16 protein-coding genes and 1 pseudogene are annotated in these 18759 nt (G+C 71.1%); 7 read left to right on the forward strand and 10 right to left on the reverse strand.

Annotated features, from left to right (window positions below; genetic code table 11):
- Positions 1 to 514, forward strand: a pseudogene (locus tag ACFWY9_RS00830) (GMP synthase (glutamine-hydrolyzing)); the annotation flags it as partial.
- A 241-nt stretch (positions 515 to 755) separates the two neighbouring features.
- Here ACFWY9_RS00830 and ACFWY9_RS00835 read toward each other — a convergent pair.
- Positions 756 to 1001: a hypothetical protein gene (locus ACFWY9_RS00835; RefSeq protein ID WP_378327570.1), complete on the reverse strand. Its 246-nt coding sequence runs from the start codon at positions 999 to 1001 to the stop codon at positions 756 to 758.
- Positions 994 to 2340: a PspC domain-containing protein gene (locus ACFWY9_RS00840; RefSeq protein WP_378337828.1), complete on the reverse strand. Its 1347-nt coding sequence runs from the start codon at positions 2338 to 2340 to the stop codon at positions 994 to 996. The genes ACFWY9_RS00835 and ACFWY9_RS00840 overlap by 8 nt, the downstream gene beginning before the upstream one ends.
- Positions 2341 to 2450: 110 nt before the next feature.
- Between ACFWY9_RS00840 and ACFWY9_RS00845 the strand changes: the two genes are divergently transcribed.
- From ACFWY9_RS00845 to ACFWY9_RS00855, 3 genes are all read left to right on the forward strand, one after another.
- Positions 2451 to 3797: a PspC domain-containing protein gene (locus ACFWY9_RS00845; RefSeq protein ID WP_378327568.1), complete on the forward strand. Its 1347-nt coding sequence runs from the start codon at positions 2451 to 2453 to the stop codon at positions 3795 to 3797.
- A gap of 7 nt (positions 3798 to 3804) precedes the next feature.
- Entirely contained in the window at positions 3805 to 4512 is a 708-nt protein-coding gene (locus ACFWY9_RS00850) for a response regulator (RefSeq protein ID WP_378327567.1), read from the forward strand.
- 206 nt (positions 4513 to 4718) lie between these two features.
- Positions 4719 to 6341 (forward strand): ABC-F family ATP-binding cassette domain-containing protein, encoded by a 1623-nt coding sequence (locus ACFWY9_RS00855; protein ID WP_378337829.1) that lies wholly within the window; start codon positions 4719 to 4721, stop codon positions 6339 to 6341.
- A 176-nt stretch (positions 6342 to 6517) separates the two neighbouring features.
- Here ACFWY9_RS00855 and ACFWY9_RS00860 read toward each other — a convergent pair whose 3' ends face one another.
- Positions 6518 to 7465, reverse strand: coding sequence for a DMT family transporter (locus tag ACFWY9_RS00860; RefSeq protein WP_378337830.1), 948 nt, complete (start codon positions 7463 to 7465; stop codon positions 6518 to 6520).
- A gap of 103 nt (positions 7466 to 7568) precedes the next feature.
- Between ACFWY9_RS00860 and ACFWY9_RS00865 the strand changes: the two genes are divergently transcribed.
- On the forward strand, positions 7569 to 8474 hold the full coding sequence (locus ACFWY9_RS00865; protein WP_378327564.1) for a LysR family transcriptional regulator: 906 nt from the start codon (positions 7569 to 7571) through the stop codon (positions 8472 to 8474).
- Here ACFWY9_RS00865 and ACFWY9_RS00870 read toward each other — a convergent pair.
- The 7 genes from ACFWY9_RS00870 to ACFWY9_RS00900 all read right to left on the reverse strand — a co-directional run bounded on the left by ACFWY9_RS00870 (position 8471) and on the right by ACFWY9_RS00900 (position 15594).
- Positions 8471 to 9580 (reverse strand): serine/threonine-protein kinase, encoded by a 1110-nt coding sequence (locus tag ACFWY9_RS00870; protein WP_378337872.1) that lies wholly within the window; start codon positions 9578 to 9580, stop codon positions 8471 to 8473. The two genes, ACFWY9_RS00865 and ACFWY9_RS00870, sit on opposite strands and share 4 nt — an antisense overlap.
- 12 nt (positions 9581 to 9592) lie before the next feature.
- Positions 9593 to 11236, reverse strand: coding sequence for a serine/threonine-protein kinase (locus ACFWY9_RS00875; protein WP_378327563.1), 1644 nt, complete (start codon positions 11234 to 11236; stop codon positions 9593 to 9595).
- 208 nt (positions 11237 to 11444) lie between these two features.
- Positions 11445 to 12320, reverse strand: a complete 876-nt coding sequence (locus tag ACFWY9_RS00880) for a hypothetical protein (protein ID WP_378327562.1) — start codon at positions 12318 to 12320, stop codon at positions 11445 to 11447.
- Between the two features lie 256 nt (positions 12321 to 12576).
- Positions 12577 to 13857, reverse strand: coding sequence for a hypothetical protein (locus ACFWY9_RS00885; RefSeq protein ID WP_378337831.1), 1281 nt, complete (start codon positions 13855 to 13857; stop codon positions 12577 to 12579).
- A 326-nt stretch (positions 13858 to 14183) separates the two neighbouring features.
- Complete coding sequence (locus ACFWY9_RS00890) at positions 14184 to 14489, reverse strand: hypothetical protein (protein ID WP_378327560.1); 306 nt, start codon at positions 14487 to 14489, stop codon at positions 14184 to 14186.
- A 212-nt stretch (positions 14490 to 14701) separates the two neighbouring features.
- Entirely contained in the window at positions 14702 to 14998 is a 297-nt protein-coding gene (locus tag ACFWY9_RS00895; protein ID WP_378327559.1) for a chorismate mutase, read from the reverse strand.
- A 164-nt stretch (positions 14999 to 15162) separates the two neighbouring features.
- Positions 15163 to 15594 carry a DUF1707 domain-containing protein gene (locus ACFWY9_RS00900; protein ID WP_378327558.1) on the reverse strand — a complete coding sequence of 144 codons (432 nt, stop codon included), beginning with the start codon at positions 15592 to 15594 and terminating at the stop codon, positions 15163 to 15165.
- Positions 15595 to 15702: 108 nt separating this feature from the next.
- On the opposite strand from ACFWY9_RS00900, the gene pcrA reads away from it, so the two are divergent.
- Positions 15703 to 18126 carry a DNA helicase PcrA gene (pcrA, locus tag ACFWY9_RS00905; protein WP_378337832.1) on the forward strand — a complete coding sequence of 808 codons (2424 nt, stop codon included), beginning with the start codon at positions 15703 to 15705 and terminating at the stop codon, positions 18124 to 18126.
- A gap of 427 nt (positions 18127 to 18553) precedes the next feature.
- Positions 18554 to 18748, forward strand: a complete 195-nt coding sequence (locus ACFWY9_RS00910; RefSeq protein ID WP_378337833.1) for a hypothetical protein — start codon at positions 18554 to 18556, stop codon at positions 18746 to 18748.
- Positions 18749 to 18759: the final 11 nt, after the last annotated feature.

Below are 18759 nucleotides of genomic sequence, written 5' to 3' on the forward strand. Positions count from 1 at the left end.
GAGCCACCACAACGTCGGCGGACTGCCCGACGACCTGCAGTTCGAGCTGGTCGAACCGCTGCGGCTGCTGTTCAAGGACGAGGTCCGCCGGGTCGGCCTCGAACTGGGCCTGCCGGAGACGATCGTGCAGCGCCAGCCGTTCCCCGGGCCGGGCCTCGGCATCCGGATCATCGGCGAGGTGACCGCCGAGCGGCTGGAGACGCTGCGCGCCGCGGACGCGATCGCCCGCGAGGAGCTGACCGCCGCCGGGCTCGACCGGAGCATCTGGCAGTGCCCGGTGGTCCTGCTCGCCGACGTCCGCAGTGTCGGCGTCCAGGGCGACGGCCGGACCTACGGTCACCCGATCGTGCTGCGGCCGGTGTCGTCCGAGGACGCGATGACCGCCGACTGGACGCGGTTGCCGTACGAGGTCCTGGAGCGCGTGTCGACCCGGATCACCAACGAGGTGGCCGAGGTCAACCGCGTGGTCCTCGACGTCACGAGCAAGCCGCCGGGCACCATCGAGTGGGAGTGACCCACTCCCTCCCCGCCTGACACCCCGGGCTCTCCCCGGGGCGCCTCCGCGCGCCCTCCGAACCGTCACATCAGCCCCACACGCCCCAGCCGAGCGCGTTTAGCGGGCTAAACGCGGCGTTTAGGCACGCTAAGGACCGCGTTTAGCCCGCTAACTGCGCTTCGGGCCGGGCACAAGGGGGAGGCCCCGGGAGAGGGGTGCCCGGGGCCTCCGTGTGAGAAGTGGTCTGTGCGCGGGAAGGTCAGTGCCGGCGTTTGCGGAAGGACGCGCCGAGCAGGAGCACCCCGACGAACACCGCCGCTCCGGCGATCATCCAGCGGAAGTCGAACCGGGGCAGCCAGGTCGCGCCGTCCGAGAGCACGTACCCGGACACCAGCAGCGTCGCGATCCCGACGATCAGGGTGAACGCGTCGACGCCACGTCGTGCCGGCTGGGCCGGAGTCTCGGTCGAGCCTTCGTCGTAGGCGTACGGGTTGTCCTCAGCCACGGCGCACCTCCACGTTGCCCACGGTGTTCGTCACGGTCAGGGTGATCTTCTGTCCGCCGGGGCCGTCGGTGCCGTTGTCCGTCACGTCCGTCGCGCTCTGCCCGACCCCGGAGGTCTCGTGGTTGAGGCAGTCGACCTGGCCCGCGTTGGTCTTGCACGAGACCGTCACATCCGCCGTCGCGGGCACGACCACCTTGGTGTCGCCGGCGCCGTTGGTGATCGTCGTCGTGAGCGGCTCACCTGCCGGCAGCTGCGTCAGGTCGAGGTGGATGTTCCCCGCCGAGTGCTCGTAGACCGGCTTCAGCTCGGCGAGGTTCCTCGGCGTCGCGTTGATGTCGCCGACGCCCCCGCGCAGCGAGAAGTTGTTGAACGGCACGGTCGTCAGCACCATCCCGACGATCGCGAGCGGTACCGCGAGGCCGACCAGCCCGCGTCCGCCGCGGACGAACGCCCCCGCCACCATGCCGATCCCGACCACGGCGAGCACCAGGCCGATGATGTGCGGCAGCGTGAACCAGCTGTTGCCGTCCAGGTTCAGCGCGACCCCGGCGCCCGCGACGACGATCGCGAGGCCGAACGTCGCCGAGCCGATCTTGGACCGGCGTCCGCGCGGAGCGGGCGCCCCTGGCGGCGGCCCCGGTCGCGGTGGTGCCGGCGGCGGCGTGGCCTCCGGCAGGTCCCAGCCCGCCGGGTCGGCCGCCAGCGGGTCGAAACCCGTGGGCGACGGCGACGGCGCGGTCGTCGTGTCGGTCATCGTGAAAGCTCCGTTCCCCAGAGAAGACCCAGCAGTCCCAGCAGACTCAGCAGTCCCCGAAGCGCCCGTGGTGGTGAAGGAGGCCGCGCCGTGCTTCACCCGCGGTGTCACCGGCTCGGGCCGGTTGAACTGGCCACGGCTGCGGTGCAGCAGGTACAGCGCCGCCGCGGTCAGCGCGAAGCCGATCAGGCCGCCGCCGTCGAACCAGCTGCCGCCGAAGGCCGTGATCGCGGACGGGAGCAGGGCCAGGCACAGCAGGACCGCGAACGCGGGCGACACCGCCGAGCGGCCTCGCCCGATCAACGCCTCGAACCCGGAGACCTCGTCGCCCTCGCCGGGGAAGAACAGCCAGCCGAGGATGTAGAACGCGATGCCGAAGCCGCCGAAGACGGTCGCGACCACCAGCGCCACGCGCACCACGACCGGGTCGATGCCGTAGCGGTTCCCCAGTCCCGCCGCCACCCCCGCGAACTTCCGCCCGGCGAACGGCCGCCGCGGCCTGCTCGCCCAGAAGTCCTTCACGGTCTCCTCGAAGTCGTTCACCAGCTGCGGCTTCGAGGACCGCGACTCGCTCGCACCACTCATACCCGAAAGCATGCGGCACGCGCGCGCCGCGGACATCCGGGATGGACCCTGAGGTTTCCCCAGAGTCCGGGGGTCAGGGGTTTCCCTGATGGATCACGACGTCGCGGCGTGTGACCATGGACGGCGTGCAGGATTCCCACGACCACGACACCGCCGAGCAGGTGACGTCGCAGGCCGCGGCACCCGTCGTGCCCGTCGCGCCCGCCGGGCCGCCGAAGATGTTCCGGCGCCGGTCCGGCCGGGCCATCGCGGGTGTGGCGGGCGGGCTCGCGGATCACCTCGGCGTGCAGGTCGTCTGGGTCCGCACCGCGTTCGCGCTGCTCGCCGCGGTCAACGGCGCCGGGCTGCTGGCCTACGGCCTGCTGTGGGTGTTCGTCCAGCAACGCGCCGAGGACGCCGAGCAGCCGCAGCCCACCGGCAAGGAACGGCAGCAGGCGTTCGGCCTGGTCGCGCTCGGCGTCGGCCTCGCCGTCGCGAGCGGCACGCTCACCGGGTTCATCAGCGGCTGGGTCGCGGTTCCGCTCGCGGTCGCGATGATCGGTGCCGCGGTCGTCTGGCGGGAGGCCGACGAATCGCAGCGGCGCCGCTGGCGCACCGGCGCGAAGGACAGCGTCGCCGGGGCGTTCCTCGGTGGAGGCGGTTGGAAGGCGGTCATCCGCGTCGTCGCGGGCGTCGCACTGGTGATGACCGGCATCGGCGTGGTCATCCTGCGGTCCGGCAGTTTCGATCAGGTCCAGTTCGCGCTGGTCGCGGTACTCGCGACGCTCATCGGGGTCGCGGTGCTGACCGTGCCGTTCTGGCTCCGCCTTGTCCGTGACCTCAGCGACGAGCGCAAGGCCCGTATCCGCACCGACGAACGCGCCGAGATCGCCGCGCACCTGCATGACTCGGTGCTGCAGACGCTCGCGCTGATCCAGAAGCAGGCCGAGTCCCCGCGCGAGGTGGCGCGGCTGGCGCGGGGCCAGGAACGGGAGCTGCGTGGCTGGCTCTACGGTCCGTCCGGCTACGGCAAGAGCGCCGAAAGCGGGAAGAAGGACGACGCCGAGGTCACCGCCGGGTCGTTGTCGGAGGCACTGGCCACCGCGTGCGGGGAGGTCGAGGACACCTTCGCGATCTCGGTCGGCCAGGTCGTCGTCGGCGAGGCCGAGCTGAACGAATCACTGACCGCGCTCGTGCAGGCGGCCCGCGAGGCGATCGTGAACGCCGCCAAGCACGCCGGCGTCGAGGAGGTCAGCGTCTACGCGGAGGTCGAGCCGACGGAGGTCACCGTCTTCGTGCGCGACCGCGGCAAGGGCTTCGATCCGGACGTCGTCCCGGCCGACCGGCACGGGCTCGCCGATTCGATTCGCGGGCGGATGAGCAGGCACGGCGGGACGTGCAAGCTGCGCACCGCGCCGGGGGAGGGCACCGAGGTCCAGCTCGCCATGCCGGTGAAGGCGGGCAAGGGTGCCGCCTGAGACCGCTATGCTCGATGAGGCGGCCGATGAGGGGAGCAACGTGACGGAGAACCAGCAGGCGAGGGAGCCGGTGAAGGTCTTTCTCGTCGACGATCACGCGCTGTTCCGTGCCGGGGTGCGCACCGAACTCGACGCCATCACCGACGAGGTCAGGGTGGTCGGCGAGGCGGGCTCGGTCGGCGAGGCGGTCGCCGGGATCGCACGGACCAAACCGCAGGTCGTCCTGCTCGACGTGCACATGCCCGACGGCGGCGGCGCCGAAGTGCTGCGCCGCGTGCGCCCGGACCTGCCGGATGTCGTGTTCCTCGCGCTCTCGGTGTCCGACGCGGCCGAGGACGTCATCGCGGTCATCCGTGCCGGCGCGCGCGGCTACGTCACCAAGACGATCTCGTCGAAGGAACTGGTGCGCGCGGTGGTGCGCGTCGCCGACGGCGACGCCGTGTTCTCGCCGCGGCTGGCCGGGTTCGTGCTCGACGCCTTCGCGGACCGGCCGGGTTCGGCGCCGATCAACGACCCGGAACTGGACCTGCTGACCCCGCGCGAGCGCGACGTCCTGCGCCTGCTGGCACGCGGGTACGCCTACAAGGAGATCGCCTCCGAGCTGTTCATTTCGGTGAAGACGGTCGAGACCCACGTGTCGAGCGTGCTGCGCAAAACCCAGCTGTCCAACCGTTACGAGCTTTCCCGCTGGGCTTCCGACCGCCGCCTGGTGTAGCGGCCGACACACTAAAAGCGTTTGCGGAGCCTTTCCCGGCTCCGTTAACGTCGCGGCGTGATGTACTTCTACTTCCTCTGATGGCGCCCGGCAAGGCTCGTCCTTGTCCTCGGTGACCACTGTCCATTTCGGACTACACGAATACCGTCGTCCGCTCCCGGATTTCTCCGGTGGTAGCGCGCGGGTATTCGGTACAGGAGGAAGTAATGACTCGCTCTTTAGTCGTGCCCGCGCGCCATCGGGCGCATCTCACCGCGTCGGATCTCCATGTCGCGCGCGGCGGTAAACCGGTTCTGGCCGGTGTCGACCTGACGGTTTCTCCCGGTGTCCGGCTGGGCGTGGCAGGGGAGAACGGACGCGGGAAAACCACGCTGCTGCAAGTGTTGTCGGGTGCGCTGGCGCCGGACAGCGGTTCGGTGCAGCTGGTCGGCACGTTCGGGGTCGCGGATCAGGAAATGCCCGTCGCGGACGACCGCACGGTCGGTGACCTGATCGATCTCGAACTGGCCGACGCCCGTTTCGCCGTGCAGGAACTCGACGCGGCGACCGAGGCACTCGTCGAGGAACGCCCTGGCGCGGAACAGCGCTACGCCGATGCTCTCGCAGCGGCGGAATCGCTGGACGCGTGGGACGCCGATCGCCGTGTCGACGTTTCGCTGGCCGCGCTCGGCGCTGTCGACGACCGGTCGCGATCGTTGGCGACGCTGTCGGTCGGCCAGCGGTACCGCGTCCGGCTGGCGTGCCTGCTCGGCGCGGGCCACGACCTGCTGCTGCTGGACGAGCCCACCAACCATCTGGACGCCGACGGCCTCGCGCATCTCACCGCGCGGCTTCGGGAACATCCCGGTGGGGTGGTGCTCGTGAGCCACGACAGGGCGTTGCTCACCGACGTCGTCACTGCGGTGCTCGACCTCGATCCGACCAGAGACGGACGTCCGCGCACCTACGGCGGCGGCTACGCCGGCTATCGCGAAGGCCGGCGTGCCGAACGTGAACGCTGGCTCGCCGAATACCGCGATCAGCAGGCCGAACAGCAACGGCTGGCCGAGGACCTCGCGGCGGCGCAGGACCGGCTGTCGACCGGGTGGCGTCCGGCGAAGGGAACCGGCAAGCACACCCGGGCGACCCGTGCGCCGGGGCTGGTGCGGGCGGTGCATCGGCGGCAGGAGGACCTGGAGGCACATGTCGTCGCCGTTCCCGAGCCGCCGCTGCGGCTGGACGTGCCCGAGCTTCCGGTGATGCCGGGCGTGACGTTGCTGGCGGCCGAGGACGTCACGGTCGACGGCCGGTTGACCCTGCCGCGGTCGGCGTCGCTCCGGTCGGGCGAGCGCCTGGTCGTTACGGGCGCGAATGGCTCCGGGAAGTCGACGCTGCTGTCGGTGCTCGCGGGCGGCGTCCCTCCCGCGTCCGGCACGGTGCGCCGGGCCAGGTCCGCGCGGGTGGCGTTGCTGGCGCAGGAATCGCCCGCGTCGTCACGGCGTTCCGCGCGGGACGTCTTTGCCGCGGCGGTGGACAAGCTCGTCGTCGAGGGGCGGCTGCGCGAAGCGGAGGTCGTGTCGCTGGAGCGGCTGGGCCTGCTGTCGGCGGCTGATGCGCGGCGTCGGGTGTCGGAGCTGTCGATCGGCCAGCAGCGACGTCTCGACCTGGCGATGCTGCTCGCGTCGCGGCCGCACGTCGTGTTGCTCGACGAGCCGACGAACCACCTGTCGATGTCGCTCGTCGAGGAACTGACCGAGGCGCTGGCCGCGACCGGTGCGGCCGTCGTGCTCGCCACGCACGACCGGCAGCTCCTGCGCGACACCGCGAACTGGCCACGGCTCCGCCTCTGATCATTCCGTGGGGGTCGCATCGATAGGCCCCTGGTCCCTCGATGCGACCCCCACGGCCTCACCCCACTCCGTTTTCCAGGAACTTGCGTACGCGCCCTAACGAGCGCGTTTAGCCCGCTAAACGCGCTCGGCTGGGGCAGGTGGGGCTGGTGTGACGGAGTGGGGGTGGGGCGGGGTCAGTCGGCGGCGGGGGCGAGGGGGCGCCGCTCCGTTTCCGGGGCGGCGGTGGAAGCGGGAGTAAAGGTCCCCTGCTCCCGCTTCCGGAGGCGGGTGAGGGCCACGCCGCCGAGGACCACGAGCATCCCGGCGATCACCCGGAGTTCGAGGGGCTCGTGGAGGAACACGGCGCCGAGCAGCACCGAGACCACCGGCAGCAGGTAGCCGACGACCGACGCCGCGACCGCGCCCTCACTGGCCAGTAGCTGGTAGTTCAGGACGAACGCGATCCCGGTCGAGCCGACGCCGAGGACGAGCACGGCGATCAGCGGCACCGGGCTCAGGTGGATCGGGGTGAGCCCGCCGAACGGCACCGCCAGCAGCATGAACCCGCTTGCCAGCAGCATCTGACCGCCCGACAGCGCGTACGGCGATACGCCGGTTCCGGACAGGTAGCGGCCTTCGTAGACGAACGCGAAGCCGTAGCTCGCCGCCGCCGCGAGGCACGCCAGCGCTCCCCAGCTCAGCAGCCCGGAGGCCTGCCACGGCGCGAAGATCAGCAGGATTCCGGCGAGTCCGACGATCAGCCCGGTCACCCGGACCGCCGTCATCCGGCTCGGCACGCCGAGCATCGGCGCCACGACCAGCACCCACAGCGGCGTCGTCGAGTTCAGCACGCCGGTGATCCCGGAGTCCACGGTCGTCTCGCCGATCGCGAACAGCAGGAACGGCAACGCGTTGTGGAAGAACGCGGCCACCGCCAGATGCCCCCATGTCCGGCGGTCCGCGGGCAGGCGGTTCCCGAACAGACGGCACAGCGCCAGCAGCACCACCGCGCCGAGCACGAGCCGCGCGAGGACCAGCTGGACCGGGGACAACGCCCCGAGCCCCAGCTTGATCCAGAAGAAACTCGACCCCCACATCAACGCCAGCGCGGCGATCCGCAGCAGGGTTTTGGTCTCACTCACCCCAGTCCTCCTCAACGATCACCACCAGCCTCGCCGCGAAAAGACGTAAGGACAAGCGAATATCACTACACGGATAGTTAAGGAGATCTGTAGTATCGGAGCCATGCTGGACGTACGGCGCATGCAGGTGCTGCGCGCGGTGATCACCAGCGGGTCGATCACCGCCGCGGCCAGGAACCTCGGCTACACCCCGTCCGCGATCAGCCAACAGCTGTCCACTTTGGAGCGTGAGGCCGGGGTCGAGCTGCTGATGCGCGTCGGCCGCGGCGTGCGGCCCACCCCGGCGGGCTCGCTGTTGTCCGAACACGCCGAGACGCTGAGTGCCGAGCTCGCCCGCGCCGAGGCGGCGCTCACCGAACTCAAGGCAGGACACACCGGGAGCCTCGGCATCCGTTACTTCGCGACCGCCGGCGCGTCGCTGGTTCCACCCGCCGTCGCCGCCGTACGCCGCGAACATCCGGGAATCCGGCTCGACCTCAAGCTTGTCGAACCGGACGATCCACTGCCCGAGGTGGAGGAGGGCCGCGCCGACGTCGCGATCGTGGTGTCCCCGCACGAGCGGTCGGCGGGCAAGGGCGTCGAGTTCGTGCATCTGCTCGACGATCCGTATCGCGCCGTGCTGCCGAAGGCGCATCCGCTGACCCGCAAGCGCGTCCTCGACCTCACCGAGCTGGCCGATGAACCGTGGATCGGCATCGACGGCGTTCCCGGCATCTGCCGCAACATCCTGCTCGACGCCTGCGCGTCGGCGGGTTTCTCCCCGAACTTCGTCGTGGAGTCCGAGGACTACCAGACCGCGCAGGGCTTCGTCGCCGCCGGTCTGGGGGTCGGGCTCATTCCCGACCTCGGGCTCGGCACCCCGCATCCCGGCGTCGTGACGCGCAAGATCCGCAACCCCGGCCCGTTCCGCTCCATCCACGCCGCGATCACCGAACGCGCCTGCGGCCGACCGGCCGTCCGCACACTGCTCGACGCCATGCGGGAGGCGACGAGCAAGGTGATGGCCTAGACGAAGAGCAGTTCCACGATGCCGATGCCGACGAGCACGGCGACCAGGACCGCGGCCACGGTGAGCAGCCACTTCCGCGTCGTCGGGGACAGTGAACCCCGCGACGCCGACGGCGCGGCCTGCGGCGCGGGCTGAACCGGCGGTGGCGCGTACTGCGTCGCGACCGGGCCGGGCATCTGCTGCGTCGCCGCCTGTTGAAGGGGCAGCTGCTGCTGCGGGAGTTGTTGCGTGAACGGTGCTTGTGCCTGCTGGAGCGGCATCTGCTGCGGGAGCTGCGCCCCCGCCGTGACCGGCCACGAGGCGGGCACGGTCGGCATCGCGGGCGCGGTCGGCGGGATGAACGCCGTCTCCTTGCCCTCGGTGATCGCGCTCAGCGAACGGACGGTGTCGGCCATGGTCGGCCGGACCAGCGGGTCCTCCCGCAGCATCTTGCGCAGCGCGCCGCTGAGCACGCCCGCCTTCTGCGGTGGCCGTTCCGAGGACTGCCCGTCCTCGCCGAACGGCGGCATCCCTTCGACCGCGGCATAAAGAGTCGCCCCGAGCGAGAACACGTCCGCCGGCGCAGACGGCGGAAGCCCGCGGGTGACCTCCGGTGCGCGGTACGCCGGGGTCGGGCCGCCGCCGGTGATGCCGATGTCGGTGAGCTTCACGCCGCCGTCGTCGGCCAGCAGCACCGTGCCCGGTTCGAGGGTGCGGTGCACGATCCCGGCCGCGTGGATCGCGGTCAGCGCCTTGCCCAGCTGGATGCCGAGCGACGCCGCCTGCTCCGGGGTGAGCGTGCCGTGCTCGGTCAGGAACGTCGACATGCTGCGCGAGGGGATGTACTCCATCACCAGCCAGATGTCGTCGCCGTCGGGCAGCACGTCGAACACCTTGATCGCGCAGGCGTGCTCGATTCGCGCCGCGTCCTTGCTCTCCTGCATCGCCGCCGCGCGCGCCTGCTCGGCACGGTCCGGCGGCAGTCCGACGGGCAGGTACAACCGTTTCATCGCGACGGTCCGGAACAGCCGGGTGTCGAACGCGAGCCAGACGATGCCCGCGCGGCCCCGGCCGATCGGCTGATCCAGCCGATAGCGGCTCCCGACGATGCTGCCTTCAGAACTCACCACGACTCCAGGTTATGGCGTGGTGGAGGAAGTCGGCGACGTCGTCGGCGAGCTAGGTGGCGACGACGGCGGTTTGCTCGGCGACGACTTCGTCGGTGTCGTCTCCGGAGTCGGAGTCGTTTCCCTTGTCGGCTGCGGGTTGTTGGGTTGCGTGTTGCGCGGAGTCGTGCGGCGCGTCGGGGTGTCGCTCGTCGTGGGCGCGGCAGACGACTCCGCGGTCGTCGGGCTGTCCGAAGTGGACGGAACCGACTCCGAGGTCGACGGAGCCTTGGAGCTGGACACCGGCGGCGGGGGCGCGGCGGGTGTCTCCGGGTTGTTCGAACCCAGCAGCCACACGCCGAGACCGACCAGCGCGACGAGGACGACGCCACCGATGATCGCGGGCTTCTTCCACGCGCCGGGCTTCTCGTCGTCCTCTTCGTCTTCGGGGCTCGTGTGGCCGCGGGCCGGAGGTGGCGGGGGCTCGTCGTAGTCGTGGTACGGGTCGTCGATCATCTCGGTCGCGGGGGCCGCGCCGGGCGCCATCAGCGCGGTGCGGTCCGGGCCCGCGCCGTGACCGTTGTCGTAGTGCTCGTCCGGGTAGTAGCCCTGCCGGTCGTAGTCGTCTTCCGGATATCCGGTGGCCGGCGCGTAGTCGTCCTCGTCGTCGTAGTACTGACCGTCCGGCTCCGGGCCATCGAGCAGCGTGCCCGAGTGCCCGGCCGGGACCTCGTCCTCGCCCGCGAGCGCGGCCGCGCCCACCGCGCCCGCCGCGGCGCCGACCGCCGCGCCACCGAGCACTCCGGCGGCAGGCGACAGCACGGTCTCGTCCGCGGGCCCGCCGAGCGGCGTCTCCCCGCGCGCGACGGCGTCGAGCAGCTCTTCGCACTCTTCGGCGGTTGGCCGGTGCTCGATCTCGGGGTGCAGCAGCACCGCGAGCACACTGGCCAGCGGACCGGACTGCCGCGGCGGGTTGATCTGCCCGGCGGCGACCGCGTGCAGAAGGCTCAGTGTGTTCTCGGAAAGACCGAACGGTGGCTGGCCCTCGCACGCGGCGTACAGCGTGGAGCCCAGCGAGAACACGTCCGACTCGGGGCCGGGGTCGCCGCCGATGGCGACCTCGGGCGCGAGATACGCCGGTGTCCCGGCGATCATCCCGGTCTTGGTGACCGTGACGTCGTCCTTGGCGCGGGAGATCCCGAAGTCGGTGATCTTCACCGTGCCGTTCCCGGCGAGCAGGATGTTGCCGGGCTTGATGTCGCGGTGCACGATGCCCACCGCGTGCGCCTCGCGCAGCGCCGCGGCCACCTGCGCGCCGATCCGCGCCACCTCGATGGGCGGCAGCGTGCGGCGTTCCTGCAGGACCTGGGCCAGGCTCGTGGAGTTGAGGTACTCCATGATCAGGCAGGGCTGGCCGTTGTCGTCGGTGACGACGTCGAACACCGAGATCGCGTTCGGGTGATGGAGCCGCGCCGCGATTCTGCCCTCGCGCATGGTGCGCTGCCGGGCGTCCTCCGCGTCGTGTGCTTCGAGTCCCGGCTGGAGCAGCAGCTGCTTGATCGCCACTGTGCGGCCCAGTACCTCGTCGTGCGCTTGCCAGACGGCACCCATCGCGCCCGTACCGATCCGCTGGACAATGCGGTACCGGCCGGCGACCAGGCGACCCTCGTCGCTCACGCGACCTCCCTTTGGGGCTCCGACTTCACGGGACGGGGGTTCACCCGTCCCGGCGACGTGGCCATGGGCACGTCGCACCTCCGGAGCGTATGCACATGTTGTGGGCTGTGTGCCGGTTTCACCGAGACCGGCCCGTGACAAGGCTAGGCGTTCACTCTGTGCACACACACTCGGCACAGCCCGAACGCCTCCCGGCGGCCCGGCACGGTCACATGTACTGGGCCGACAGCAGCCGGGCGTCGGTGATCAGAGCGGCGGTGTTCTCGGCGAACCGGAGCAGCTGGGTGACTCGCAGCAGGCCGCCGTCGGGCTGGCGCATGGTGACCACGGCGAGGACGGACCCGTCCGGTTGCACCTGGGTGTCCTTCTCCTGCACGTCGATGGCGTCCATGGTGCTCCAGGCACGCACGAGGTCACCGGGCTCGCCGCCCGCGAGTGCCGGGGCGAGCAGCGCGAGGGCACCGTTGGCGTCACGGCCGATCGTGGCGTAGAAGTTCTTCACCGCGGCCAGCTTGTCGCCGGGCGTCTTCGGTGCGGAGGTGGTGGCGGAGCTGGTGGGCGCCGCGCTGCTCGACGGCGTGACCGATGACTGGCCCGGTGCCGGCGCGGACGAGGACGCGGGTTGCTTGCCGTGGCCCGTCGTGTCCTGCTGGCCCGCGGTGGTGCCGCCGTCGGCGGCGTTGTGTTGCTGCTGCTGGTGCGGGACGGCGCGGCCACCGAGGGCGGCGGCACCGCTGAACCCGGCGGGCGCGGTGGCCTCGGTGACGGTGACCGGACGGTGTGCCGCGGTGAGCGTCGGCGCGACCACCACGGCGGTGGCGACGAGCCCGCCCGCCATGGCGAGCCCGGCCAGCTTGGCGCGGCGGGCGAAGCGGTTTTCCGGCTCGTCCCCGGAATCCTCGGCGCCTGCCTCGGCCGTGGCGCTGGACTGTCTGCGCGGGGGCAGGTACTTCTGCGGCTCGCGGAACACCTGCTCGAGATAGGCGCGGTCGGCGTCGCCGACATCGCCGAGAATCTCGGCCGGTATCACGTCCTCGACGCGGACGGCGTCCGGTTCACGCCGTGTGCGCTGCCGATCAAGCACGAAATCCTCGCTCTGGGGTCCGGGGACGACGGTAGGCCGTTCGGCTGCCGCCGCTGGGCCGGATGGCCGACTTGTGATCGGTTCCGGCCCCGCTGTCGTCAGGTAACCCTGCGCGGACGGCATCTGCCAGAGCCTGTCGCCGGGATGCCGTCGCGATACGACGAACGGCAGCCTATGTCACCCACCCGGACCAGGGGAGACCGTTCGGCGCACCGCACGTGCATCGGAACGGGAAGCCTGCACTTGCAGGTAACGGTTACCGGCTGTCGCTGGTGATCTTGTCCCCGTCGCCGAACTTCAGGGTGTGCTGCTCGATGGTCTTGGTGCCGTCCTTGTGCGTGACCTCGACGGTGTTGACGGTCTGCGACTTCCGCTGGTCGATGGAGACCTTCTTGACCTCGAAGTAGGCGACGTCGGCGTACCGCTCGGACAGCCGCTGGGGCCCCTCGTCGTGGAGTTCGCCGGTGGTCACCGACGAGGCTTCGCCGGGGTTGGTGGTGACGGTGTTGAAGAACTTCTCCGAGTTGTCCCCCATGGCCTGCGCGTTCTGCGGCGCCGCGTACCAGATGGGCGGTGGCGTGGTGGTCCGGTCGGCCGGGGTGACCGGCGGTTTCTGCGGAGCGCGGCTCGTCGACGGCGCGGACGGGCTGCCCGGCCTCGACGTCGAGGTGGTCAACGGCGTCCCCGCCGGATCCGTCGCCGAACCGTCCGGACTGTCCGAGGTGCCGGAGGTGGACCCGCCCGGCGAGTTGCTCGTGTTGCCGATCGCGCGCTCGGGGCGGCCGCTGCTCGGGTGCCCGCCGGTGCCGCCGTGCTGCCCCGGCGGCGTCAGCGCCGACGGATCCTCGCTGACGACCGGGGCGCCGCCGCGGTAACCGGGCCAGCCACCCTGGCTGGCCTGCTCGGTTTCCGGCTTGCCGACCAGCAGCGTCCCGGCGAACAGCAGGCCGACCACGACGGCGCCGGACGCGCCGGTCGCGAACCAGGCCGCCTTGCGCCAGGTCTTCGGCGGGGTGACCGAGGCGGGCACCGAACCGAGGTCGAACGTGCCGAGTCCGTCGGCGGGCGGGGCGAGGTAGACCCGGACGTCGTCCTCCTCCGGCACCGCGGGCCGCGGGGGCGGCGGGGTCAGCTTCACCCGGGTGCGCTGTGCCGCCTGCTCCTCGTGCCGCCCGGCGCGCTCCCGGCCCGGCGTCGCGAACGAGACCTGGACGCGGGCAGGCGGTTCGGCGGCCAGGGGCGGGGGAGTCGGACGCTCGCGGGGTGGCCGCTGCGGCTGAGGCAGGGGCAGGCTCGCGTGCGTGCCGAGGAAACCGGACGTCGAGCCCCGGCCCGGATCGGGTGTCCGCGGCGGGGGAAGCGGAAGGGAACCGGTCGACGGCGGGTCGACGGGCTCGGCGGCCCGCCGGTGATGGTGGCCGCCCTGCCTCGGCGGCACCGGCGGCGTCCAGGTACCCGCCGCGCCCGCCCGGTGCCTGCCCGGATGCGCGCCGCTCACGGCCCTGCCATGTCCTGGGTGTTCCGCCCCGACGGTCATATCGGACCGACCCTTCCGGCGGTCCGCCCTGACGCGGGTGCGGCCACGGTTAAGCCGAACGGAGCACACCGCTCACGCGCGGAATCACGAGCGGACTCCTGAGCAAATGCACGCGCATGCGAGAGGAGGCGCGCAGGGCCGCTGCCCCCGCGCGCCTCTCGGGCATCGCCCGACCCAGACGCAAGGGTCCTCACGCGGACCACCCTAAGAGGACCGGCCGCCGAAGTCTCGGCCGATCCTGCAAGTTGCAGATGATTCACCCGACCGGGCGCGGCCAAATGGGCGTGGCCAACGCTACGGAGTGCTATAACACCTGCTCCCGATGGTCACCCTCCGCTGCGATACTTCGCCTGGGTCGACTGAAGAGCCTTCGTCGCGACCGCGCCGCTGCCCACGGCGACGATGATCGAAACGATGTCGAGGAACGGTCCGCCGCTGGTCAGCAGCCAGGCGAACAGCGAGGCGGCGGTGGTCCCGCCCGCGATCGCCCACCGGCCGCGGACGTACTCGGCGACCGGCGCACCACCGGCGCGCTTACCCGCGGCGTTGTTCAGCAGGGCCAGGTAACCCACATGGCCCAGCGCGGCGAGCACGCTCGCGATCGCGATGACGACGGCGATGACGTTGATCATGATGTCCTTCCTTTTGTCACGCTTGCCCGTTTCGTTCCAGTGTGCCTGCGCGAGCATGCGGCAGGGGCACCCCGCGGGGTCTGCCGGTCGGGAGACGCGTGACTCCGCCGAAGCGGACGGCCCGGCCGTGGTCGCCGATGTGTGGTCACCACCAGTGTGCCCGGGCCGGGCGGTGCGTGGCTCGGGGAAAACCCTGAGTTCCTCCGGCGGCGTCAGCGGCCCAGCCGGCCGCGGCCGAGGTTCAGCAGCGCCATCGCCAGCTGACGGCCCTCCGGGCCCAGTTCGCGGTAGCGGGCGAGCACATCCATCTCGCGGTTGTAGACGATGCGGGTGCCGCCCGCGGCCATCCTGGCCGCGCCGATCGTCTTCGACACCTCCACGCGGCGTTTGACTAGCCGCAGGATCTCCGCGTCCAGCCAGTCGATCTCCTTGCGGAGCGACGAGATCTCGTCCGCCGAGGGGACGTCGGCAGGGGTCGGCTCTTCGGTGTTCTGCGTCTGCGCGTTCATCGGGACCTCTCTGAAGTCCGGAACCTCATTCGTCCCTGGGACGGCGAAGCCCCGGGTCCGAGGACTCCGGGGCTGGCGGTGACTGCGGTATCGGGCACTACGCGATCACGGGAGCCGGAGTCCGGGTCCCGTAAAAAAATCGCTCCGCGTGGTGCCGCACGAGATCAGTATGGCACAGCGTCGCGGCGCCGCTGCCGGAAACCGCGGATCCTCGCATGCGCGAAGAAGCTCGCCACGAGCCAGAACATCGGCACCAGCGGCCAGAAGAACGGCACGCCGGACATCGCCCAGCGGATGACGAGCAGCACGCTCAGCGCGACCACGGCGGCGAGGTGCACCCGCAACGCCGGGTGCCGTAGCGCGCCCGTGAGCGGTGGCCCGCCCCGGCGTTCCGCCTTCGGCTCCGGTCCCGGCAGATCGGCGGTGAGCTCGCCGAGTTCGTCGGTGTAGCGGGCGGCGTAGACCATGCTCAGCCGCTCCTCGACCTCGTCGAGACCGAGCCGCCCTTCGGCGCCGGCGGCCTGGATGACGGTGGCGACGCGTTCCCGGTCGCTGTCCGCGGCTCGCAGCCGCGCGGGGATCTTCTTCTCGTCCATACTCCCCGATGCTCCGCGCGGGCACGGCGGCGCGCGTCGGACGGCAGGCGACATCCACGCCTACGCCTGACGCGGTAGCTCCCGCCCCCGGGGTAGCGTGGACAGGCGATGGACACCCTCTTCGATCTCCCCGCCGAAAGCCCCGCACCCGTCGCGGACGGGCCAGCCGAGCTGCTCGAGGATCTCAACCCGGCACAACGCGAAGCGGTCACCCACGCCGGTGGCCCGCTGCTGGTCGTCGCGGGCGCGGGTTCGGGCAAGACCCGGGTGCTGACCCGCCGGATCGCCTACCTGCTCGCGGCCCGCCGCGTGCATCCGGGCGAGATCATGGCGATCACGTTCACCAACAAGGCGGCGGCCGAGATGCGCGAACGTGTCGCCGCACTCGTCGGCAGGCGCGCGAACGCGATGTGGGTGTCGACGTTCCACTCGATGTGCGTGCGGATCCTGCGCAGGGAAGCCAAAACGCTGGAGATGTCGTCGAACTTCTCCATCTACGACTCCGACGACACGAAGCGGCTGATCACCCTCGTCGCACGCGACCTCGACATCGACCCCAAGCGCTACGCCGCGCGGACGCTGGCCGTGCACATCTCGAACCTCAAGAACGAACTCGTCGACGCCGAGACGGCGGCCGCCAACGCGGGCAACGACCTGGAGCGGCGCGTCGCGGAGGTCTACGGCGAGTACCAGCGGCGGCTCACCCAGGCCAACGCGATGGACTTCGACGACCTGATCATGCGCACGGTCGAGATGCTGCAGGCCTTCCCCGCCGTCGCCGAGTACTACCGGCGGCGGTTCCGGCACGTGCTGGTCGACGAGTACCAGGACACCAACCACGCGCAGTACACGCTGGTCCGCGAGCTGGCCGGGACCGAGCCGAGCGAGTCCGGGATCGAACCGGCCGAGCTGTGCGTCGTCGGTGACGCGGACCAGTCGATCTACGCCTTCCGTGGCGCGACCATCCGCAACATCGAGGAGTTCGAGCGGGACTTCCCGAACGCGCGCACCGTCCTGCTGGAGCAGAACTACCGCTCCACGCAGACGATCCTTTCCGCGGCGAACGCGGTGATCGCGCGTAACCCCAACAGGCGCGCGAAGCGGCTGTGGACCGATTCCGGCGACGGCGCGAAGATCGTCGGCTACGTCGCGGACAACGACCACGACGAGGCCGCGTTCATCGCGGGCGAGATCGACGCACTGGCCGAGAAGGGCGAAGCGGAGTACTCCGACATCGCCGTCTTTTACCGCACCAACAACCAATCCCGGGTCTTCGAGGAGATCTTCATCCGGCTCGGGCTGCCGTACAAAGTGGTCGGCGGCGTCCGCTTCTACGAGCGGCGCGAGGTCCGCGACATGATCGCGTACCTGCGGGTGCTGGCCAATCCGGAGGACACGGTCAGCCTGCGGCGCGTCCTCAACGTGCCCAAGCGCGGGATCGGCGACCGCGCCGAGGCCGTCGTCGCGACGCACGCCGAACGCGAGCGGATCTCGTTCGCGGCCGCGCTGCGGGACGCGGTGGCCGGCAAGGTCCCGCTGCTGAATCCCCGCTCCGCCAAGGCGATCACCGGGTTCGTGGCGCTGCTGGACGAACTCGGCGAGGTCGTCGCGTCCGGCGCGGAGGTGCACGACGTGCTGGAGGCGGTGCTGGACAGGACCGGCTACCGCGTCGAGCTGGAGGAGTCGGACGATCCGCAGGACGCGTCGCGGGTGGAGAACCTGACCGAACTCGTCACGGTGGCCAGGGAGTTCGCCGAGTTCACCGCGGAGGTCCTCTTCGACGAGAACGCCGAACTGGTCGCCGACGCCGAGGGCACGCCCGCGCCCGGCTCGCTGCCGGCGTTCCTGGAACGCGTGTCGCTGGTGGCGGACGCGGACTCCATCCCGGCGGCCGACGGCGGCGAAGAGGGTGACGGCGGGGCCGGGGTGGTCACCCTGATGACCGTCCACACCGCGAAGGGCCTCGAATATCCGGTGGTGTTCTGCACCGGCTGGGAGGACGGCGTCTTCCCGCACATGCGGGCGCTGGGCGATCCGGCTGAGCTCGCCGAGGAACGGCGGCTGGCCTACGTCGCGATCACTCGCGCGCGGCAGCGGCTGTACGTCTCCCGCGCGCTGGTGCGCTCGGCGTGGGGCCAGCCACAGGCGAACCCGGCGTCGCGGTTCCTCGACGAGGTGCCGCCGGAACTCGTCGACTGGCGGCGGCTGGAACCCTCCTCGGGCAACGGTTTCGGTTCCTCCGGGCCCCGCGCGGCGACCACCTGGGGACGCCGGAGCGGCGGGTTCTCCTCGTCCTCGGGTTCTTCGGGGGCTTCGGGTTCTTCGGGCACGAGCCCGTTCGGCAAGGGCTGGAAGGACACCGTGGCGCTCAAACTGGACGTCGGCGACCGGGTCAGCCACGACAAGTACGGGCTCGGGACCGTCATCTCCTGCGACGGCACGGGGCCGAGGGCGACCGCGACGATCGACTTCGGCGCGTCGGGCAAGGTCCGGCTGATGCTGATCGGCAGCGTGCCCATGGTGAAGCTCTGATCCCCTCGTTCGAGTGAACATACCCGGCGGGCCGCCCGCCGGGTCTTCTCGCGCTTTTCCCGTTCTCCCAAGGCATTCCGCCCTCCTGCCCGGAGGACGGCTTGCGCTGAGGGCGGTGGCTCGGCCGTCACCGCCGCCCGGATCGTCGTCCCCCTCCGCTATACCTGAATTCATCGAACACGAGTTCGACGAAATGGGGTAGGCTGACAGGGGTCCGCCGCCCCGGAGGGGAGAACGGGGTGTGGACGCGGTTTTGTTTGGGCTCCTGGCGGGCGGGGTACAGGAGTACTTGCGGGGTGTGGTGGGGACATGTGCCCCGGATCGGGGTCCGGGACAGGTGGAATCCGTACCACGAGGATCGGCTTGCTCGGGGTCGATTCCTGCGGAGGCGTGCCGCCTGGCCGCCGCCTGGCGAGCGCTGTTGCGCATGCACGAGCTGGGCGGCGACGGGCGGTGTGTCGCCTGCGGCGGCCGCCGGTGGACCACCAGGGCGCGGGCGGCAGGGAAAGCGCACCACGGCTGGTTCGGCTGGTGGCCGGTCCGGCGGCAGGCGTCGCTGTGCACGGTCTGGCAGGTCGCGGTGGGCTACTTCGTCCGGCGGCTGCCGGGCGGGGTGCGGTAGGGCCGCTCAGC

It is taken from the genome of Amycolatopsis sp. NPDC059027, from assembly GCF_042739735.1.
Taxonomy (GTDB): Bacteria; Actinomycetota; Actinomycetes; order Mycobacteriales; family Pseudonocardiaceae; genus Amycolatopsis.